This is a genomic window from Neisseria iguanae, from assembly GCF_003013245.1.
In the GTDB taxonomy this organism is placed as follows: Bacteria; Pseudomonadota; Gammaproteobacteria; order Burkholderiales; family Neisseriaceae; genus Neisseria; species Neisseria iguanae.
The window spans coordinates 1-19,724 of the sequence record NZ_PXYY01000042.1 but is presented as its reverse complement, the minus strand read 5'-3'; the positions used below and the strand labels follow the sequence as shown (position 1 = coordinate 19,724).

The following is a 19,724-nucleotide window of genomic DNA, read 5'->3' as shown; positions in this document are numbered from 1 at the left end:
CAGGTTTTGGACTTACTGCCGGAGACTGCCCCTGCGCCGTCGGCACCCCGAAATAACGGATGCCGCAACGGTCGCCTTGCTGCAAAATCTCATCAAGATTCTCAGGTTTGGCACAATATTTAAGGTTATGAATACCCCTTGCATGGGTGCTTTGTCTGTTATCCAATCGCGCAAAACCACCGTCCGATAGCGATGCAAGATGGCTAAATTGCAGCGGAACGGGTCATTTGGGGGAATGCTGGCTATTTAACGTAATTCCCCTATTATGCGAACTATATAATAATCTCGAAGCGCAAAACTTATACTGTATAATCTCATCAATTATTTCACGATTCCTAATGGCTTTATGTTCAATATCTATTTACTGCGTCAAAAAATTACCAATGAAGATTATCAGCGCATAATTATTGCCAACAGCGACGACTTCAGCGTGAATGAAACCGGTTTGCTGCAGGAAATTTTGCAGCGGTTTGATTTTGATGTGGTCCAGGCGCAGGCTTTGGCTCAGGCGGTTTTACAGCAACAGCGTTTTGACCCGAACGAATACCATATCGACAGCGATGATGAAGACATTACCGGTATGTGTCCGCATTGTATCAATCCGCCCATGCCGCCGCTGCGTGATTATTTGGCTTGGCGTGAACTGCGTGGATAACTGCCATTCAAGCCTTAAGGCCGTCTGAAAATATTTACGGCATTTGCCGATTATTGAAATGACTGAATTATATGTTACAAACCGACAATCTTACCTCCCACCAGCCACAGCGTATTATTGCGGCACAATCGATTTCCGCACAAGAAGAGCTTTTGGAGCGTGCCTTACGTCCGAAAACGCTGGCAGATTACATTGGCCAAGCTAAAGCTAAAGAGCAGTTGGCTATTTTTATTGAGGCGGCGAAAAAACGCGGTGAAGCACTTGACCATACTTTATTATTCGGTCCACCGGGATTGGGTAAAACTACGTTGGCGCATATTATTGCCAAAGAATTGGGGGTGAATCTGCGTCAAACCAGTGGCCCCATATTGGAACGCGCCGGCGATTTGGCCGCCCTTTTAACCAATCTTGAGCCACATGATGTTCTTTTTATTGATGAAATTCACCGCTTGAGTCCGGTTGTAGAAGAAATTCTCTACCCGGCCCTTGAAGATTACCAGCTCGATATTATGATTGGTGAAGGCCCTGCGGCGCGTTCGGTGAAAATCGACTTGCCGCCATTTACCTTGATTGGCGCCACCACGCGTGCAGGTATGCTTACCAATCCGTTGCGTGACCGTTTCGGTATTGTTTCCCGCTTGGAATTTTATGAAGACCAAGATTTAGCCACAATTGTCAGCCGTTCGGCTCAGTTATTGTCGTTGAACATGGGTAATGAAGGCGCGATGGAAGTAGCCAAACGCAGTCGCGGTACGCCTCGGATTGCCAACCGCCTGTTACGTCGCGTGCGCGATTATGCCGAAGTGAAAAACGACGGCATGATTGATGCGGGTGTCGCCGATGCGGCTTTGCGCATGCTGGATGTCGATGCCCAAGGTTTGGACGTGATGGACAGAAAATTTCTTGAAGCCATTTTACACAAATTCGGCGGCGGTCCGGTGGGATTGGAAAATGTTGCCGCAGCCATCGGCGAATCCACTGATACGATTGAAGATGTAATTGAGCCTTATTTAATCCAGCAGGGCTTTTTACAGCGCACACCGCGCGGCCGTGTAGCGACTGAACGCACTTATCTTCACTTCGGCTTGAAGGTTCCTGAATAAACCGATAGTCACAGGCTGTCTGAAACTTTTCAGACAGCCTTTCTTCATTTGAAATCAGAACGAATATTCTGCTTTCAGCCAATAGGTACGCGGCATACCCAGTACGGCGAAGCTGCGGTCATATTGGCCACGCTGCACCTGCCAGTAGGCTTTGTTAAACAGATTTTCTACTGCCGTGCTCACGGTTAAATCATTTTTGCCCAGCTTGGTTTTGTAACGCGCGCCGATGTCCACCAAGGTGTAAGAAGGGAAAGCGTATTGTTTTTGCGTGTCTTGGTAGGATTTGCCGAAATACTGCACATTGCCCGACAGCGTCAAACCGTCCACATAAGGCATATCCCATTCCACGCCTGCTTTGACAATCACGCTCGGATTGGCCACCTGAACGCCGCTGACCAAATTATCTTTGAAATTAGGATAATCTTTAATTTGCGATTTTAAATACATCAATCCGAAACTCGGGCGTAGGGTTTGATTCAACAAATTGGCATAAATATTGAATTCCAGACCGCGGTTGCGTTCAATACCCTGTGCATCGCCTGCAACCGCCCTGCTTGACGAAAAATCTGTTCCGCTGGCGGTATTTCCGCGCCAATAGCCCGGACGGCGGATTTGGAAGGCGTTTAAGGTAGTGACGAAACTGCCCCAGTTTTTACGCACGCCGATTTCAAACTGGCGGCTGACGCGAGGTTTAGCCATGGTGGTTTCACCCGTTGTATCGTCGACACTCAAACCGGACGGCTCCAAATCTTCCATATAGTTGCCGTATACCACCAAATCCGGTTGCGGCACCCACGCAGCCATCAGCATCGGACTGAAGCGGTTGGCATCGGCTTTGGTTTGGTCGGTATTGTTTTTTTGCCCGACTTGCTGGAAGCGGCCGCCGACGGTCAACCTGTATCGGTTATCGGTAAAACCCATGGTGTCGGACAAAGCCAAGCTGTCGACCTGAATGCGCGTGTCCAGAGTCGGCGTGCTTTCCATGGTAGTTGGATAATTGGCGGTAAATGAAGTCAATTGGGCGGTGATGTCGCCTGTGCCATCAATAGTGGCTTTATTGCTGCCTGCTTTGGTACCGCGATAGGTTTGGCGGCGGCGGTCAATGCGGTCTAAGGCCGCGCTCCATGTGTGGCTGACGGCGCCGGTTTCAAATTCGCCTCGTGCCGTCAAATTCATACTGGTGGTTTGGAAACGCTGGTCGGTCAACCGCGCGGTATTGGTGTTATATTGATTGCTGTCGGTGGTGGTGACTGTCGGCGAAATCAAAGTGCCGTAATAACGCGCCTCGTTATAGCCGATACCGCCGCTGATTTGAAAATTATTATCGGTGTCATACTCAAAGGTCAGCATATTGGTTTGACCGCGGGTGTTTTGCCTGTTCCAGTTAGGTAAAAGATTGGTGTTGCCTTTGGGTGCGTCAAACAATCGGCCGTTGGTATTTTGAATATCCTGAATGCGCGCGCGGCCGCCTTGCACTTTGCGTTTGGAATATACGGAATCAAACGCCGCGCGTAATTTTTCACCACGGTAGTCGGCATTCAGCGCAAATTCTTTGTTGTCTTCACTGTATCCGTCACGCGGAGTGGCGCCGTGGCGCAATTTGCCGTTGGCGCGCACGCCGAATTGCTTGTCTTTGCCGAAACGTTCGCCCAAATCGAATGTGCCTTGGCCACGGCTGTTACTGAACAAGCCGAAACTGGTGGTATGCTTGCCCTCATCTGCCGCTTTTTTGGTTTCAATATTTAAAGAGCCGGATACCGCACCTTCCGGATCCATGCCGTTCACCGCCGTTGACGCACCTTTAATCAATTGCGCGGAAGCAACCTGCACGCTGGATGTACCCTGTGTGCCGTACATACCGGCCAAACCATTCACGCTGAATTGGCGGGAATCAAGTTGATAGCCGCGGAAATACAAGCCGGTGAGCGTGTTGGTCTCGCCACCAAACTGCCAAGTGGCGGCATCTTTTTTGGCAACTACGTCCACCAATGTGCGCGCTTCTGTATCATGGATCACTTTCTCATCATAATTCACCACCGTAATCGGCGATGTAAAGGCATTGGCTTTACCGAGCAAGCCCAGATTCACGCGGTCTTTCAAATCGCCGTCACTGGCGATGGAATACGATTTGGCGGCTCGCGCGCGCTTGTTATCGCCCCTCACTTCCACTTGCTGCAATTCGGTTTGATTTAGTGTGGTGGAATGGCTGTTTTTATCGGCGGCGTGGGCAAATGCACCGGCAATCAGCAGCGGTATTAAAGCTAAGTTGCTGTTCATACTGAGTTTTTCTCTGAAAATAAATATACTTTAAGCGTAAAAAATTAAAAAATGTTTTTAAGTGCGCATTATATTTGATAACATTCCGCGCTTCTATAAACTGAAATAAAAATTATTCTTATCACTATTTAAAAAAATACATACAACGTTTGGCATAATAAGCGCACAAATCATTAAACAATGCCGTCTGAAAGTTTGTTTTTCAGACGGCCTGTTAAAGTTAACAAAAAAGACAATCAAATCATGCAAAAATGGCAAGCCGAGCTTTACAGCACTCCGCTGTGGCTACTGCAAACGCTCGCGGGTGTGGCGGTGGTGTTCATTATTATATTATTTTTCTCTTCCAAATCTCGTTTCGGCCAAGAATTCAAATACATACTCAAGCTTTGCCTAACCCGGAAAAGCGGTGTTAAAATCACCATGGCCATTGTCGTGATGCTGCTGTTACTGCTCACCGAAATCCGCCTAAACGTACTCAGCACCTTTATGTCCAACGGCTTATACAGCGCCATGCAAGACATGAAAATACAGGCATTTTGGCAATTTGCCGTGATGAATGCCGGCGTAGTACTGCTGCGTACATTTAACGGTGTAATCAACGATTTTCTCGACCAAAGTCTGGCCATCAAATGGTCGGAACAACTCAACCATGTACTGACTACGCGCTGGCTGGAAAACAAAAATTACTACCGCTTGCAAATGCATCGGCATTCCCCCGACAACATTGACCAGCGTATCCAGCAAGATGCGCAGGATTTCATCACTTCCACCATCGAATTTGTACGGGGCATGCTCAATTCGGTGGTATCGTCGTTTGAATTTGCATTTGTGTTGTGGGGCCTGGCGGGTATACTCACTATTTTCGGCTACAATATTCCGCGCGGTATTGTGTGGTTTGTGTTCATTTTCGTGATTCTGGCCACGTTTATTGCCATGTGGATCGGCAATCCCCTGATTCGTTACAACTATGAAAACGAAAAGCTCAATGGCGACTACCGCTATTCGCTGATTCGCGTGCGCGACCATGCCGAAAGCGTGGCATTTTACGATGGCGAATGGCGCGAACAGAGCCAATTAAGCAGCCGCTTTGCCGCCATCATCCGCAACCGCTGGCTCATCGCCCGCCAAAGTGTGGCCTTGAGCGGATTTAACGATATGTTCAGCAACGGTATCCAGCTTTTCCCGATTATTCTGCAAGCTCCACGTCTGTTTGCCGGACAAATCAAAATCGGCGACGTGCAGCAAACCGTGCAAGCCTTCGCCCGCTTACAACGCGCGCTGTCGTTTTTCAGAATATTTTACGAAGAATTCACCGCTTACCGTGCCCGCTTGGAACGCTTGTACGGATTTTTACTCAGCACCTGCGGGCACCACAGCGCGCCTAAACCGAAAATCCGACAGGTTTCAGACGGCCTTACCTTAAGCAATGTCGCACTTTACCGCAACAATGGCGCAATCCTGCTCGACAACATCAATATTGATCTCAAACCCGGCGATTCGTTGCTGATTAAAGGCCCGAGCGGCTGCGGCAAAACTTCATTGCTGCGCTTGCTGGCCGGATTATGGCCGTTTGGCAGTAGCGGGGAAATTTCACAACCTGACCGCAGCCAAATCCTGTTTGTCCCACAACGTCCCTACACGCCGCAAGGCACGCTGCGTGACGCCATTTGCTACCCCGATATCAATCCCCAACACCCCGATTTACCTGCTTTGATGATCCTCTGCCGCCTCGATCATTTAAGCGGCCGACTCGACAAATCCGATGATTGGCAACACAAACTCTCGCCCGGAGAATTGCAACGCATCGCCTTCTGCCGCACCCTGCTCTCACACGCCAAAGTCATCTTACTCGACGAAGCCACTTCCGCGCTTGACGAACCGACCGAATCGTTGCTCTACCGCACCATCCGCGAAAAAATGCCCGACAGCATCATCATCAGTATCGGCCACCGCAGCAGTTTGAATGAATTTCACAATATCCATTACGATGCAGGCGCGTCCGAGTGCGGTTAAATCCATATAACGACAGCGCACGTTGTAAGCGGGCGAAGGCTTGCACGGTTTGCTGCACCTCGCCGATTTTGATTTATCCGGCAAACAGATGAAACCATGATAAAGGCTGTCTGAAAACCAGTTTTCAGACAGCCTTTCTGATAAAATTACGCTTAAACACATCACGCGAGAACATTATGCCTGAAATCAAATGCCCCCATTGCCACACCGCTTTTACCGTCGATGAAGCCGGTTATGCCGACATTGCCAACCAAGTACGCACGCTGGAATTTCAGCAGGAATTAAACGAGCGTTTAGCACAAAGCCGCCGCCAGTTCGATACCGAAATCAAGCTGGCAGAAAACACGCTGGAAAAGGCTTATCAGCAGAAACTCGCCGCCAAAGAGCGTGAATTGGCCGAATTGGCGGCACATTTGAAAAGCCATGAAAAAGACAGCCAATTGGCCGTTGCTGAAGCGGAAGGCCGTCTGAAAGCGCAATTGGCCGAACGCGATCAGCAAATCGCGGCGCTGCGCTTGCAGGCCAAATCGTTGGAAGAATCGAAAAACATCGAAAAAGAATTGGAAATCCACCGTACCGTGGCGGTAAAAGAACGTGAATTGGGCGAACTCAGTGCGCGGTTCTTATTGCAGGCCAAAGAACGCGAATTGGAAAAACAAGCCTTGCGCGAGCAATACCAAGCCGAGTTGAAACAAAAAGACGAAGCCATTACGTTTTATAAAGATTTCAAAGCACGCCAATCCACCAAAATGATCGGCGAAAGCCTTGAACAACACTGCGAAACCGAGTTTAACCGCATCCGTACCACCGCTTTCCCCCAAGCCGTGTTCGGCAAGGATAACGACGCAGCCGGCGGCAGCAAAGGCGACTATATCTACCGCGAATGCGATTCAGACGGCAATGAAATCATTTCAATTATGTTTGAGATGAAAAACGAAAATGAAACCACCGCCACCAAAAAGAAAAACGAACATTTTTTCAAAGAGCTGGATAAAGACCGCCGTGAGAAAAAATGCGAATATGCCGTGTTGGTATCGCTTTTGGAAGCCGATAATGAGCTTTACAACGGCGGTATTGTCGACGTATCTTACGCCTATCCGAAAATGTATGTGGTGCGGCCGCAGTTTTTCGTTCCGCTGATTTCACTGCTGCGTAATGCCGCACTCAATACCCTGAAATACAAACAGGAAGTCGCGCAAATGCGGGCGCAGAATATTGATATTACGAATTTTGAAGAAGATTTGAACGCGTTTAAAGAAGGATTTGCCCGCAATTATGATTTGGCCAGCCGCAAGTTTCAGACGGCCATTGAAGAAATCGACAAAACCATTACCCATTTGCAGAAAACCAAAGAATCTTTGTTATCATCGGAAAACAACTTGCGCTTGGCCAATAACAAAGCCCATGATTTGACTGTAAAAAAACTGGTACGCAAAAATCCGACCATGAAAGCAGCCTTTGAGGCTTTGGAGAAAGAGTAAGTCACTTCAATTACCCATATATCATAAAGGAGCAATTATGTCTTACATAGATTAAGCAAGCAAGTGGTCTGATAGAGTTGTTTCTATTCCCATTCTGTTCAATTTTTATCATGGCTTGGAATTAACTATTAAGGGTTTCTTATGCCTACAATCTCAAGAAAATACTGTAAAAAGACACGAACTTTCATCTCTGGTTCAAAAGCTTGATAAAGATATAATTGGAGAAGATTTATTTACTTTAATTAGTAGCTACACAACCAATCTTGAAAATCCCTCATCTTCAAATTCAAACATAATTCATGATTTTTTATCTGAAAATGAAAAAATATTGATTCATGGTATGAGGCTTTAAAGTATCCTCATGATATTAAAAAAGTAAACATTACAACCATCTTGCATTAAAGTATGGCAGTACGAAAACTCTTCTATTTTGGAAGAAGTTATCGAGTGATATTGCAAAATTAAAAAGACTATCTGCAGAGTTTTATGCGGAGTTTTACGAAATAAACAAGGAAAACAAGGAAACCCCGTGAAAACCTATCTCGTCGGCGGCGCAGTACGCGACCGTTTATTAGGATTACCGGTACACGACCGTGATTGGGTGGTGGTCGGCGAAGACGCCGAAAGCATGGCCGCACGCGGCTTTCTGCCGGTCGGTAAAGATTTTCCGGTGTTTTTACACCCGCAAAGCCGCGAAGAATACGCCCTTGCCCGAACCGAGCGCAAAACCGCCAAAGGCTATGCCGGTTTCAGTTTCCACGCTGATAAAGAAGTCACGCTGGAACAGGATTTGATGCGCCGAGATTTAACCATCAATGCCATGGCGCAAGATTCAGACGGCCTGATTATTGATCCGTTCGGCGGACAAAAAGACCTTTCCGACGGAGTTTTGCGCCATGTTTCACCGGCGTTTGCCGAAGATCCGGTCAGAATTTTGCGGATTGCCCGTTTTGCCGCGCGTTATGGTTTTGTCGTGGCAGACGAAACCATGCGGCTAATGCGGCAAATGGTGGCTGCCGGAGAAGCTGATGCGCTGGTGGCAGAACGGGTTTGGCAGGAGCTGTCCAAAGGTTTGATGGAAAGCAATCCGGCAAAAATGATTGAAGTATTGCAGGAGTGTGGCGCGCTGGCTGTGTTGCTGCCCGAAGTAAAAGCCTTGTTCGGCGTGCCGCAGCGGGCCGATTACCACCCCGAAACCGACAGCGGCATTCACACGCTGATGGTGTTGCAAAAAACCGCCGATATGGGTTTGAGTTTGCCCGAACGCTACGCCGCACTACTGCACAATTTGGGCAAAGCAGAAACACCATCTGAAATTCTACCCAAGCACTGCGGCCATAATTTGGCCTGCGTCAGGCTCGTGCGCGAAGTAAACCGGCGTTTGCGCGCGCCGAAAGCTTGTGCCGAATTGGCCGAAATGGTTTGTCGCTGGCACATTATTTTCCACCAAGTCGGGCAATTAAAACCTGCTACCGTATTGAATACCTTAAAGAAAACGGATGCGTTCAGACGGCCTGAACGTTTTCAGACAGCCTTAAACGTATGCGTGGCCGGTCAACACGACAGTCTGAATTTTGAAGATGCTGCCTACCCGCAACGCGGACATTGGCTGAACCTGTTGCAGGCAGCCAACGAAATCGATGCCGGTAAAATCGCCGCACAATGTGTCCAAAACCAGCAGCAACATTTGATTGCACAATGCATAGACGAAGCACGTTTGGCGAAAATCAAGCCTTTGCATGAAGCATTTAAAGCTGAAGCACACCAAAATCTATGAAACACAACAAGGCTGTCTGAAAAATTTTGCGAAAATTTTTCAGACGGCCTTGTTTAACGATCGTTATTTATTACTTTTTCAAGCCCTTGGCTTTCACGGTGGCAATTGCGCCGTCAATACCTTTTTGTTTGATCAATTCATTGAATTGATTACGGTAAATCGTTACCAAGCTCGCGCCGTCTACGCGGATATTGTAGATTTTGTAAATCGAACCGACTTGATAAAGCTGGTAAGCCACTTCATATTTAGTACCGCTTTTGGTTTGGATTTCGGAGAAAACATCGTGCCTGTTGCCGTTGGAAGTCATTTTGGGCAGCAGCCTCACGTCAGCATCTGCTGCCCCTATTAAAGCCGAATGCGAATACATGGAAATAATCATGTCTTTAAATGCATTGATAAATTCGTTTTTTTGTTCGGCAGAAAAATTACGCCACGGTGCGCCGACGGCCAAAGCAGAAATGCGCTCGTAATCCAGATAGCGGTTAGCATAGTTCTCGATTTGTTTCACTTTTTGCGCTTCGCTTGCCGAACTACGGGCAATCTTCAACACAGTATCCATATTTTGCTGCATTTGTGTTTGCGCAGGATGCGTTGCAGCGGCGGCATATGGAGCCACAATTGCCATCGGTGCGGCCAACATCAAAGCAGATAAATAACGGGTCATGTTTTTTCCTTATGAAGGTGTAGGCAAACTCAGGCTATTGTAATCGCTTTGATATTAGGAAATTTTAATAAAATGTAAAAAACCATTCAGGCTGTTTGAAAATAAGTTAGCAGCACATCAAAAATTTTTTCTTCGATATATCAATTGGTTTGAAATTAAGGGAGAGAGACTTCTTTACAAAATTTCTTCAGTCACTACAATAACGAGCTCTTCACCACCCAGGTGGCGAAATTGGTAGACGCAGGGGATTCAAAATCCCCCGCTGCAAGGCGTGTCGGTTCGAGTCCGACTACTTTGGGCACCAAATTTTAAAAAGACCGCTTCAAGCGGTCTTTTTGTTTTCCTGCTTATTAACTTTTACAGGTTTCAGACTGCTTAACCGACCGTTCCTCCTCCCCTGATTTTGTCAATAAATTGAATAAAATAGCAAATATTATCTCTTATCCTCTTTCATTCTGATTACAAAAAGGGTACATTTACTAAATTGTAAACAATTTTTAATTTTACGGAATACACATCATGGATCGTTTCCCTAAATCATCAAAACTGGATCAAGTCTGCTACGATATCCGCGGCCCGGTGCACAAAGAAGCTTTACGCTTGGAAGAAGAGGGCCACAAAATCCTGAAGCTGAATATCGGCAACCCCGCGCCTTTCGGCTTTGAAGCGCCGGATGAGATTTTGGTCGACGTTATCCGCAATCTGCCAACCTCACAAGGCTATTGCGATTCCAAAGGTTTGTATTCCGCGCGTAAGGCGATCGTGCATTATTATCAAACCAAAGGTTTGCGCGACATTACGGTCAATGATGTGTTTATCGGCAACGGCGTATCTGAGCTGATTACCATATCGATGCAGGCATTGCTGAATGACGGAGATGAAATCCTGATTCCTTCGCCGGATTATCCGTTGTGGACGGCCGCCGCCACGCTGGCCGGCGGCAATGTACGTCATTATTTGTGCGATGAAGAAAAAGACTGGTTTCCGGATTTGGCTGATTTGGAAGCGAAAATCACGCCGGGAACCAAAGCGATTGTGGTGATTAATCCGAATAACCCGACCGGCGCGGTGTACAGTAAGGAAATCCTGCTTGAAATTGCCGAGCTGGCGCGCAAACACGGCCTGATTATTTTTGCCGATGAAATTTACGATAAAATTTTGTACGATGGCGCGGTGCATCACCATATCGCCGCCCTCGCCCCTGATTTGCTGACCGTCACTTTTAACGGCCTGTCAAAAGCTTACCGTGTGGCCGGTTTCCGCCAAGGCTGGATGGTACTGAATGGTCCGAAACAGCACGCCCAAGGCTATATCGAAGGCTTGGAAATGCTCGCTTCCATGCGGTTGTGTGCCACCACACCCATGCAGCACGCGATTCAGACGGCCTTAGGCGGCTATCAGAGCATCAACGAATTCATCCTGCCGGGCGGCCGCCTGCTGGAGCAGCGCAATAAAGCTTACGAGCTGGTGAACCAAATCCCGGGCATCACTTGCGTGAAGCCGATGGGCGCGATGTATATGTTTCCAAAAATCGATACGGAAATGTACCACATTCACGATGACATGAAATTCGTTTACGATTTACTGGTGCAGGAAAAAGTCTTGTTCGTACAAGGATCGGGCTTCAACTGGATTAAGCCTGACCACTTCCGCATTGTGACCCTTCCTTATGTGCATCAAATTGAAGAAGCAATAGGAAAATTGGAACGCTTCTTGAAAAACTACCGTCAATAATTTTTGGAGCTGAAGTAGATTGCCAGTCATGGCAGGCTGCAAAAATGAAAATAAGCCGTTGCAAATTAAAAAAGCGTATCCCAAAGAAACGGCTCCAGTTCCTGTATTGGAACGAACTGCCAGTTCCGCCGCCGGTATTTCAGGCATCCAAGCCAATCCGACTATGCCGCAAAATCCGCCAAGTCACAGCCTGCCATTTAGAACTTCAAGTCGATGGGGTTTTCAGCGGTCCTGCCGGGTTGGATGAGCGTTATTCCGGCCATCAGTATAAAGGCAAATGCGGTCTCAGAGCCGCAGGAAAAGTGGCTGTGTTTGATATCTCAAAACGACAAAGAAGGGGTTATACTGTTGTGGAAGAAAACACCAAACAAAAAACTTTGCTACCTGCCATTAAAAGGAAAATAATGTCTGATTGTTTATGATATGCTTGAGCGGATAAAAATTTTGCAGAAATAGTGTGGAATTACCTCAGCCCCTAATTTTTTCATAACCAAAGGCCATCCGAAACATTCGGACGGCCTTTTCTTTTATCGTGGATTATTTGTTCAACTGCGTATTCAGCATATTTTCACGTGACAGAATGCGATCCAAATCCTCTGCTTCCATTAAGCCCAAATCTAAAATGACATCGCGCACATTCTGTCCGGTGGCTGCACAGATTTTGCCGATGTAATCGCCGTTTTCATGGCCGATGTAAGGATTCAGGAAGGTAAGCAAACCGATGGAATTGAACACATAGCTTTCGCACACTTCTCGGTTGGCAGTAATACCTTTCACGCATTTTTCTGCTAAGCCTGCGCAAGCGTTGTTCAACAGAGAGATGGATTCCAGTCCCAATGCAAAATACACGGTACACGCAGATTTGCCAATTCATCCAAATCCAGCCGAACGGCACGGACAGTTAAATTCATGCTGTTGGCAAACCGTACCAAATCTGCCAGCGTCAAACACGCCAATCCACATTCGACTGCTTCCGTTTGCAAGACAACGGGCAAACGGTGCGAAAAGCCGAATGATAGGCGAGATAGATATGTAGGCATTAGAGTTCCTATCCTGTCATTTTATCCAAAATAAAGGAAAGAAGCTAAGACTTAAAAAAATCCCTATCAAAGATAATAACGTTGCTAATAAGAAAAATAAAACAAATTTTATTTGATTACGACTTAATGGTGGCTGATGTATTAATCCATAATATACAGATAAGGCAACAACGCAAACCAAGACAAAAAAGAAAGCCATGAGTAACGTGTAAGGATTCATCAATGCTATTCCAGTAATTTTGTTCAGTATCCTGTTCCATCACCATAATCATTACCAGATTTATCTAGACTTGGTTTGCCAATGGTTCTTTCAATAACATTACCTTCTTGCAAACCATCACCAATAGCTACACTGCCCCAAAATGTAAATATGTTGGCTCCAACAGCAACAGGCACACTAACCGGGGCTGCAGCCGCCGCAGCCAATCCTATTCCAACTGCACCCAACCCAGCACCAACTTTATCCCATTGAACTCCACCAGAAACTAAAACCATATCTTCAATATTTAGTTCTTTCATAATCATTTTTACTTTAATTCAATAATAATATTACTACTAAAATAACCAAAAACTATCTAAAAATTTCAATTACATCTAGTTTGCCTAGTTGCCAAACTAATTTTTTAATATTTTCTTGTTCGTCAATGCTGAATAATGACAACATTCCAGCTAGGGACATCATGTGGTTATCAACTAAAATCGTTACAAACTTCATACTACATTCATCAATGTTTACCTTGATACCATTCGCAATGATATATCCTTGCGAATGGTAGAGCAGTCAGTGCTATTTAATCTTAAAAAACAATGTTCAGGTAATGTTTGGTTATTAGCATTCATACATTGCGCAATTACCGGCTCCATCACGTTCAATTGCAATTGGCCTGCTTCGGAAGCAAAAGTAATTGTGGTGTCGTTACCTAATACCTTAAAGCACACTTGGTTTACCATTTCCGGAACCACCGGATTCACTTTTGCCGGTGTGATCGAAGAACCGGCCTGCATCTCCGGCAGGTTGATTTCACCGAAACCGGCACGCGACCCTGACGACAGCAGGCGCAAGTCATTACAGATTTTCGATACTTTAACTGCCGTGCGTTTCACTGCGCTGTGTACCATAACGTACGCACCGCAGTCGGAAGTTGCTTCAATCAGGTTTTCCGTCAGTTTTATATCCAAACCGCTGATGGCCGCCAATTTTTTTACTACCAAATCAGCATAACCTTCCGGCGTGTTTACGCCCGTGCCGATGGCGGTTGCGCCCAAATTTACTTCCAACAACAATTGGCGCGTGCGCTCTAAATTGATGATTTCTTCATCCAACAACACTTGGAACGATTTAAATTCTTGCCCTAAAGTCATTGGCACCGCATCTTGCAACTGTGTACGCGCCAATTTCAATACATCTTTAAATTTATCCGCTTTTTGCGCAAAAGAATCTTTCAACACGGTCAGGTTTTTCAAGAAATCTCCTACGCTGTAATACGCCGCCAAGCGGAAGGCAGTCGGGTACACATCATTGGTCGATTGGCTGGCATTCACATCATCAATCGGATTGACCACTTCATAATTGCCTTTCTCTTGCCCCAATTGCTCCAAAGCCAAGTTGGCAATCACTTCACAGGTATTCATGTTCACCGAAGTACCTGCGCCGCCCTGAAACACATCGGTCGGAAACTGATCCATGCAGCGGCCGTTTACCAAAATTTCATCTCAAGCCTTATCAATCGCGCCCGTGACTTCAGCCGACAAAGCGCCCAATTCACCATTGGCCTGCGCCGCCGCTTTTTTTACCTGCACCAAGCTGCGTATAAAATGCGGCATATCCGCTACTTTTTGCGAAGAAATCTGGAAATTCTCCAAAGCGCGCAAGGTGTGGATACCCTAATAAACGTCGCCTGGAATCTCACGTTCGCCCAACAAATCATATTCGATACGATAAGCCATACTCTTCTAAAACCCTCTTTGAGAAAATATTGATATCGCCGGCACGCGGCTATACAGGGAATTAAGGTAATCTTGTTAGCTTGGTTTGTCCATATATTTAAGGTATAATTATCCGGTCAGCTTTTGTTGCTCATTAAGCCAATTTTCCGCCAGCCCAAGCCTCCACACTGGCCAAAGCTTCCGGCAACTTATCCGCTTCCGTCCCTCCGGCCTGTGCCAAATCCGGACGGCCGCCGCCTTTGCCGCCGACTTGTTCGGCCACGAATTTGACCAAATCGCCGGCTTTCACTCTGGCAGTTAACGGTTTGGATACGCCGGCGCACAGGGAGACTTTGCCTTCGTTCACTGCGGACAGGAGAATCACGGCTTTGTCGGACTTTCCGCTCAGGTCGATAACGATTTCGCGCAAGGCGGCGGCATCGGCTTCGATTTGGGCGACAACGAGTTTGGCTGAGCCCAAGTCTTTGGCGTTGCCGAGCAGTTTTATACCTGCGTGAACGGACAGCTCGGATTTTGCTTTAGCCAAGTCTTTTTCCAGCGCTTTGCTTTGGGCGGCGTTGGCTTGGATTTTGGCCAATACGTCTTTTTCGGTTTGCGCTTTGACTTCGGCAATTACGTCTCTAATCAAACGTTCTTGGTCTTGCGCCCATTTCAAGGCATTCAGGCCGGTGATGGCTTCTACGCGGCGCACGCCTGCGGCGATGCCGCCTTCACTGATGATTTTAAACAGGCCTATGTCGCCGGTGCGGGCAACGTGGGTGCCGCCGCACAATTCGGTGGAGAAATCTCCCATTTGCAATACGCGCACTTCGTCGCCGTATTTTTCACCGAAAAGCATCATCGCGCCGGTTTTTTGGGCGTCTTCTATGCTCATGATGTTGGCGTCAACGGCGACGTTGGCCAAGACTGCTTGGTTGACGCGGCGTTCGATTTCGGCGATTTCTTCCCTGCTAATTGCTTTCGGGTGGGAAATGTCGAAACGGGTCAAATCGGCGGTGACCAGCGAGCCTTTTTGTTCAACGTGTTCGCCCAATACGTCGCGCAGGGCTTTGTGCATCAAGTGGGTGGCACTGTGGTTGCGCATATTGGCATCGCGCACGTCATTATCGACTTGGGCGGTAACGGCATCGCCGACTTTCAGACGGCCTGAAGTCATGACACCGAATTGGCCGAATACGGCAGCTTTGATTTTTTGCGTGTCGCGCACTTCAAAACGGTTGTCTCCGGCAAAGATAAAGCCGACATCACCGACCTGCCCGCCTGATTCGGCATAAAACGGGGTGAAATCAATCACAACTGCGCCGGTGTCACCTTCTTCCAAGGCTTCAACAGCTTCTCCGTCTTGATACAGTGCCAATACGGTGGCTTCGGTTTGACGTTCGGTATAGCCTTTAAATTCGGTGTTTTGGCCTTCGTAAACCAGTTGGGTGTTGGCTTTGAAGCTTTGGGCGGCGCGGGCGCGGGCGCGTTGCGCTTCCATTTCGCGCTCGAAGCCTTCTTCATCCAATTCGATGCCCAATTCGCGCGCCATATCGGCGGTTAAGTCATATGGGAAACCGTAGGTATCGTAGAGTTTGAAGATGTGTCCGCCCGCCAACATCATTTTACTGTTGGCGATATTTTCTTTTGTATAGGCTTCTAAGGCAGCGGCAAACGGCTTGCCTTGTTCGGAAACATTACTTTGTTCCACTACTTCTTTCAGGCCGATGGTACGGCTTTCATTCAGACGGCCTTCATTCCGGGTTTGAATGACGATTTGTTTTTTACCGCCTGAATTCCGGGCAGCAGCGGTAAATTCGATGCCGTCTGAAGTGCGCAGTTTTAATGGTGCACCTTGACTTTCGGCAGGCAGCAGGCTTTCCAGTTTCAGAAAGCGCATGCCGTTCAGGACATTATTGAACAAGCCCATGCCTTTTTCCAAGGTTTCGCCGAAGCGGGCTTCTTCGCCGCGCAAGGTTTCCATGATTTGGGTTTGTTTTTCTTTCAATTCGGGATAGGCATCGCCCATCGCTTTGACCAAATCAGGTATGAGTTTGTAGAAAAACGGTTGTTTCTGGCCTAATTTGTAACCGTGACGAACCGCACGGCGGATAATGCGGCGCAACACATAACCGCGGCCTTCGTTACCCGGCAATACGCCGTCGGCAATCAGAAACGAGCAGGAACGGATATGGTCAGCAATCACTTTCAGGCTTGGTTCGTCCATGCTGAATGGGGCGCCGGTTTCGCGGGCAACAGCGTGGAGCAAGTCTTGGAACAAGTCGATTTCGTAGTTGCTGTGTACCCCTTGCATCACGGCAGCCATGCGTTCCAAACCCATGCCGGTATCGACAGACGGCTTAGGCAGCGGATTCATATTGCCCTGTTCGTCACGGTTGTATTGCATGAATACGCAGTTCCAGATTTCAATCCAGCGGTCGCCGTCTTCTTCAGGGCTGCCCGGAATTCCGCCCCAGATCGCTTCGCCGTGGTCGTAGAAAATTTCTGAGCAAGGGCCGCAAGGACCTGTGTCGCCCATTTGCCAGAAGTTATCAGATGCGTAACGCGCCCCTTTGTTGTCGCCGATACGCACGATACGCTCGGCAGGCAGGCCGATCTCGTTGAGCCAAATGCCGTAGGCTTCGTCATCTTCCGCATACACGGTGGCCAGCAGTTTTTCTTTCGGCAGGTTCAGCCATTCTTTGCCGGTTAAGAAACCCCAGGCAAAATGGATGGCATCTCGTTTGAAGTAGTCGCCAAACGAGAAATTGCCCATCATTTCAAAGAAGGTGTGGTGACGCGCGGTGTAGCCGACATTTTCCAAGTCATTGTGTTTGCCGCCGGCACGAACGCATTTTTGTGCGGTGGTGGCGCGGTTGTAGGGGCGTTTGTCGAAGCCCAAGAATACCTCTTTAAACTGGTTCATGCCCGCGTTGGTAAACAGCAGGGTTGGATCGTCGTAGGGGACGAGTGAAGACGAACGTACGATTTGGTGTTGGTTTTGTTCGAAATATCGTAGGAATTTTTGGCGTAATTCGGAAGTTTTCATGGTATTTTCTGTAACTGGTTGAAACGGTTTCAGACGGCCTTTTGAAACTTTTCAAAGGCCGTCTGAATGTAATTTTCAGATTCCGCCTATCTTACCGTAAATCCTTATTTCAAGCTATCTGTCAGCCCGATTATCGGGGCGGAAACGGATATTTTTCAGCCGAAGTGTTTCAAAAATGAATGTCGATATCGGTCATTTACTGCCCAATCAGGATTTAATCGCTTCAAACCGCTCGCTTTACCCACGAAAACTGCATTCATAACCAAAATACGCAAACATTTTCAATCGGCTTGGCCGTGTTTGCCCCAGCTGCCTCCGCAGCTGGGGCAAACAACCCGACAATCATACTGCTTGAGCATCAATCGTTTCACTGCATCGGGCTTTATCGACGATTTGGCACGCAGTGGCACTTGCGTGAACATCGGTTTCGGCGGTGGCCCGGACATCACCAAACGCCATGCCGAAAAAGCCGGCCGGAGATTTGACGGAAGAGCATTACTGTGACAGTAACGCCATTTTCTCCAGCAGTGAAGATTTGAAACACAGCTTTATACAGATCTTTACTTCTCGGCTTCAGAAGCAGCAGCGGTTTCTTTCGGTTGTGCTGCCGGCGCAGGTGCAGAAGCGGCCCTGAAGCAGCCTGAGCTTGTGAAGCCCGTTGCGCTTGACTGGCTTCGGCAAGCGGCGTCCATTCTTTCGGTGTTATTTTTTTCGCACCGGTCATACCGGCAATCATCGTGTCATCGACAACCATTTTTATGATATCGACAACCATTTTTATGATGCCGACTGAACCGGATGCTTTGAAATTGATAGTGCTGCAATAGCAGAGTTTAAAAGCCGAAAAGTAAACGGCATCATGAATCGGGCCGTCTGAAGAGCAGAAACCCGAACCAATCGGTTTGCATACTTTTCAGACAGCCTGTTTGATTTTTTTGCCTCTATTTCTTCTGAAACGCGCGTTTGACGATAATCATCCAGTCTTTTTTATCCAATACCGGCCGCTTGTTGAAGACATCGTATTTGATGCCGTCGAGCTTTTGCAGAATAAGCTGCCCACCGATGATAATCATGCGCAGTTCGAAACCGATGCGGCCTTTGAGCGTTTTGCCTAAGGGCGAACCGCCCTTGAGCATACTGAATGCGCGTTCGCATTCGTGCGCTATCAGGCGTTGGAACGCAAAATCGGCTTTGCCTTCGGCGATTTGCTGTTCGGTCACTTTAAAACGCGCCAAATCTTCTTGCGGAATATACACGCGCCCTTTCTGCCAATCGACGGCGACATCCTGCCAAAAGTTAATCAGCTGCAAAGCCGTACAAATACCGTCGCTGCGCGCGATGCTTAACGGATCATGTTCGCCGTAAAGATGAAGCAAGATGCGGCCGACAGGATTGGCGGAGCGGCGGCAGTAATCGACCAATTCGCCAAAGGTTTGGTAACGTTTTTTCACCACATCTTGCTTGAACGCGGAGAGTAAATCGTAAAACGGCTCAAGCGGCATTTGAAACGGTGTAACCGCTTCATCGTTGAGCCGCCGCATAAGCACGGTTTGCGGCATTCTGCCTTTTTGAATGCGGTCGAGCTCGTGTTCCAATTCAGCCAAACCTTGCAAACGGGTTTCATTGCCGGCTTGGCCTTCATCGGCAATATCATCGGCGGTGCGGGCAAAGGCATACACGGCATGAATGGGCTTGCGCAGGCGGCGTGGCATAATGATGGAGCCGACAGGGAAATTTTCATAGTGGTTGACAGACATAGTATATTCTTTGTGTGGTGCTTTTTTCAGACTGTATAAGTAAAATGTTTCTTTTCCAACAAAAGCGCACCTTTGTGCACACCTTCTGCAACCATGCGAACCATGCCCCGACAACCTGTAGAAGTCGGCTTCATTTTAACAGTTGCCATTTTCTATATTCCTTATTTTACAGCTTCAGCAGCGGCTCCCAAATTCAACTCTTGACCTGCAGCCAAGACGTAAGTTTTTTTACACCGCTGCGACGTCCC

General features: G+C 47.7%; 15 protein-coding genes, 1 tRNA gene and 3 pseudogenes. 8 read left to right on the top strand and 11 right to left on the bottom strand.

The window, feature by feature from the left end; all coding sequences use genetic code 11:
• Positions 1–346 precede the first annotated feature (346 nt).
• Positions 347–655, top strand: coding sequence for a hypothetical protein (locus C7N83_RS07710; protein WP_106741789.1), 309 nt, complete (start codon positions 347–349; stop codon positions 653–655).
• A 71-nt stretch (positions 656–726) separates the two neighbouring features.
• Positions 727–1,758, top strand: a complete 1,032-nt coding sequence (gene ruvB, locus C7N83_RS07705; protein WP_106741788.1) for a Holliday junction branch migration DNA helicase RuvB — start codon at positions 727–729, stop codon at positions 1,756–1,758.
• A 54-nt stretch (positions 1,759–1,812) separates the two neighbouring features.
• On the opposite strand, the gene C7N83_RS07700 is transcribed toward ruvB, so the two are convergent.
• Positions 1,813–4,035 carry a TonB-dependent receptor gene (locus C7N83_RS07700; RefSeq protein WP_106741786.1) on the bottom strand — a complete coding sequence of 741 codons (2,223 nt, stop codon included), beginning with the start codon at positions 4,033–4,035 and terminating at the stop codon, positions 1,813–1,815.
• Positions 4,036–4,278: 243 nt separating this feature from the next.
• On the opposite strand from C7N83_RS07700, the gene C7N83_RS07695 reads away from it, so the two are divergent.
• The 3 genes from C7N83_RS07695 to C7N83_RS07680 all read left to right on the top strand — a co-directional run bounded on the left by C7N83_RS07695 (position 4,279) and on the right by C7N83_RS07680 (position 9,306).
• Positions 4,279–6,048 carry an ABC transporter ATP-binding protein/permease gene (locus tag C7N83_RS07695; protein WP_106741793.1) on the top strand — a complete coding sequence of 590 codons (1,770 nt, stop codon included), beginning with the start codon at positions 4,279–4,281 and terminating at the stop codon, positions 6,046–6,048.
• Positions 6,049–6,224: 176 nt separating this feature from the next.
• On the top strand, positions 6,225–7,529 hold the full coding sequence (locus C7N83_RS07685) for a DUF2130 domain-containing protein (protein WP_106741784.1): 1,305 nt from the start codon (positions 6,225–6,227) through the stop codon (positions 7,527–7,529).
• Positions 7,530–8,058: 529 nt separating this feature from the next.
• The gene (locus C7N83_RS07680) at positions 8,059–9,306 is read left to right on the top strand and encodes a multifunctional CCA addition/repair protein (RefSeq protein ID WP_106741783.1); all 1,248 of its coding nucleotides are present in this window, start codon (positions 8,059–8,061) and stop codon (positions 9,304–9,306) included.
• Between the two features lie 70 nt (positions 9,307–9,376).
• Here the strand turns inward: C7N83_RS07680 and C7N83_RS07675 are convergent, their stop codons facing one another.
• Positions 9,377–9,970 carry an MlaC/ttg2D family ABC transporter substrate-binding protein gene (locus C7N83_RS07675; RefSeq protein ID WP_106741781.1) on the bottom strand — a complete coding sequence of 198 codons (594 nt, stop codon included), beginning with the start codon at positions 9,968–9,970 and terminating at the stop codon, positions 9,377–9,379.
• Positions 9,971–10,190: 220 nt separating this feature from the next.
• On the opposite strand from C7N83_RS07675, the gene C7N83_RS07670 reads away from it, so the two are divergent.
• The 3 genes from C7N83_RS07670 to C7N83_RS15225 all read left to right on the top strand — a co-directional run bounded on the left by C7N83_RS07670 (position 10,191) and on the right by C7N83_RS15225 (position 12,126).
• Positions 10,191–10,274 (top strand) — tRNA-Leu (locus C7N83_RS07670).
• Between the two features lie 215 nt (positions 10,275–10,489).
• Positions 10,490–11,704, top strand: coding sequence for a pyridoxal phosphate-dependent aminotransferase (locus C7N83_RS07665; RefSeq protein WP_106741780.1), 1,215 nt, complete (start codon positions 10,490–10,492; stop codon positions 11,702–11,704).
• Positions 11,705–11,748: 44 nt separating this feature from the next.
• The gene (locus tag C7N83_RS15225; protein WP_106741778.1) at positions 11,749–12,126 is read left to right on the top strand and encodes a hypothetical protein; all 378 of its coding nucleotides are present in this window, start codon (positions 11,749–11,751) and stop codon (positions 12,124–12,126) included.
• 115 nt (positions 12,127–12,241) lie between these two features.
• Here the strand turns inward: C7N83_RS15225 and aspA are convergent.
• The 9 genes and pseudogenes from aspA to C7N83_RS07610 all read right to left on the bottom strand — a co-directional run.
• A pseudogene (gene aspA / locus C7N83_RS07655) lies at positions 12,242–12,532 on the bottom strand (aspartate ammonia-lyase); the annotation flags it as partial.
• A pseudogene (locus C7N83_RS07650) lies at positions 12,529–12,744 on the bottom strand (cysteine peptidase family C39 domain-containing protein); the annotation flags it as partial. The pseudogenes C7N83_RS07650 and aspA, both read right to left, overlap by 4 nt.
• A 243-nt stretch (positions 12,745–12,987) precedes the next feature.
• Entirely contained in the window at positions 12,988–13,269 is a 282-nt protein-coding gene (locus tag C7N83_RS07640) for a hypothetical protein (protein ID WP_245911166.1), read from the bottom strand.
• 312 nt (positions 13,270–13,581) lie between these two features.
• Positions 13,582–14,691 (bottom strand): annotated as a pseudogene (locus C7N83_RS07630) (aspartate ammonia-lyase); the annotation flags it as partial.
• A gap of 133 nt (positions 14,692–14,824) precedes the next feature.
• A complete protein-coding gene (gene alaS, locus C7N83_RS07625; RefSeq protein ID WP_106741773.1) occupies positions 14,825–17,719 on the bottom strand; it encodes an alanine--tRNA ligase in 2,895 nt (964 codons plus the stop codon).
• 281 nt (positions 17,720–18,000) lie between these two features.
• Positions 18,001–18,165 carry a hypothetical protein gene (locus tag C7N83_RS16970; protein ID WP_170064850.1) on the bottom strand — a complete coding sequence of 55 codons (165 nt, stop codon included), beginning with the start codon at positions 18,163–18,165 and terminating at the stop codon, positions 18,001–18,003.
• Complete coding sequence (locus tag C7N83_RS07620; protein WP_106741771.1) at positions 18,165–18,494, bottom strand: hypothetical protein; 330 nt, start codon at positions 18,492–18,494, stop codon at positions 18,165–18,167. Before C7N83_RS07620 ends, C7N83_RS16970 begins: the two co-directional genes overlap by 1 nt.
• 166 nt (positions 18,495–18,660) lie before the next feature.
• Entirely contained in the window at positions 18,661–19,476 is an 816-nt protein-coding gene (hpnC, locus tag C7N83_RS07615; protein WP_106741769.1) for a squalene synthase HpnC, read from the bottom strand.
• Between the two features lie 26 nt (positions 19,477–19,502).
• Positions 19,503–19,625 carry a hypothetical protein gene (locus tag C7N83_RS07610; RefSeq protein ID WP_425437499.1) on the bottom strand — a complete coding sequence of 41 codons (123 nt, stop codon included), beginning with the start codon at positions 19,623–19,625 and terminating at the stop codon, positions 19,503–19,505.
• Positions 19,626–19,724 lie beyond the last annotated feature (99 nt).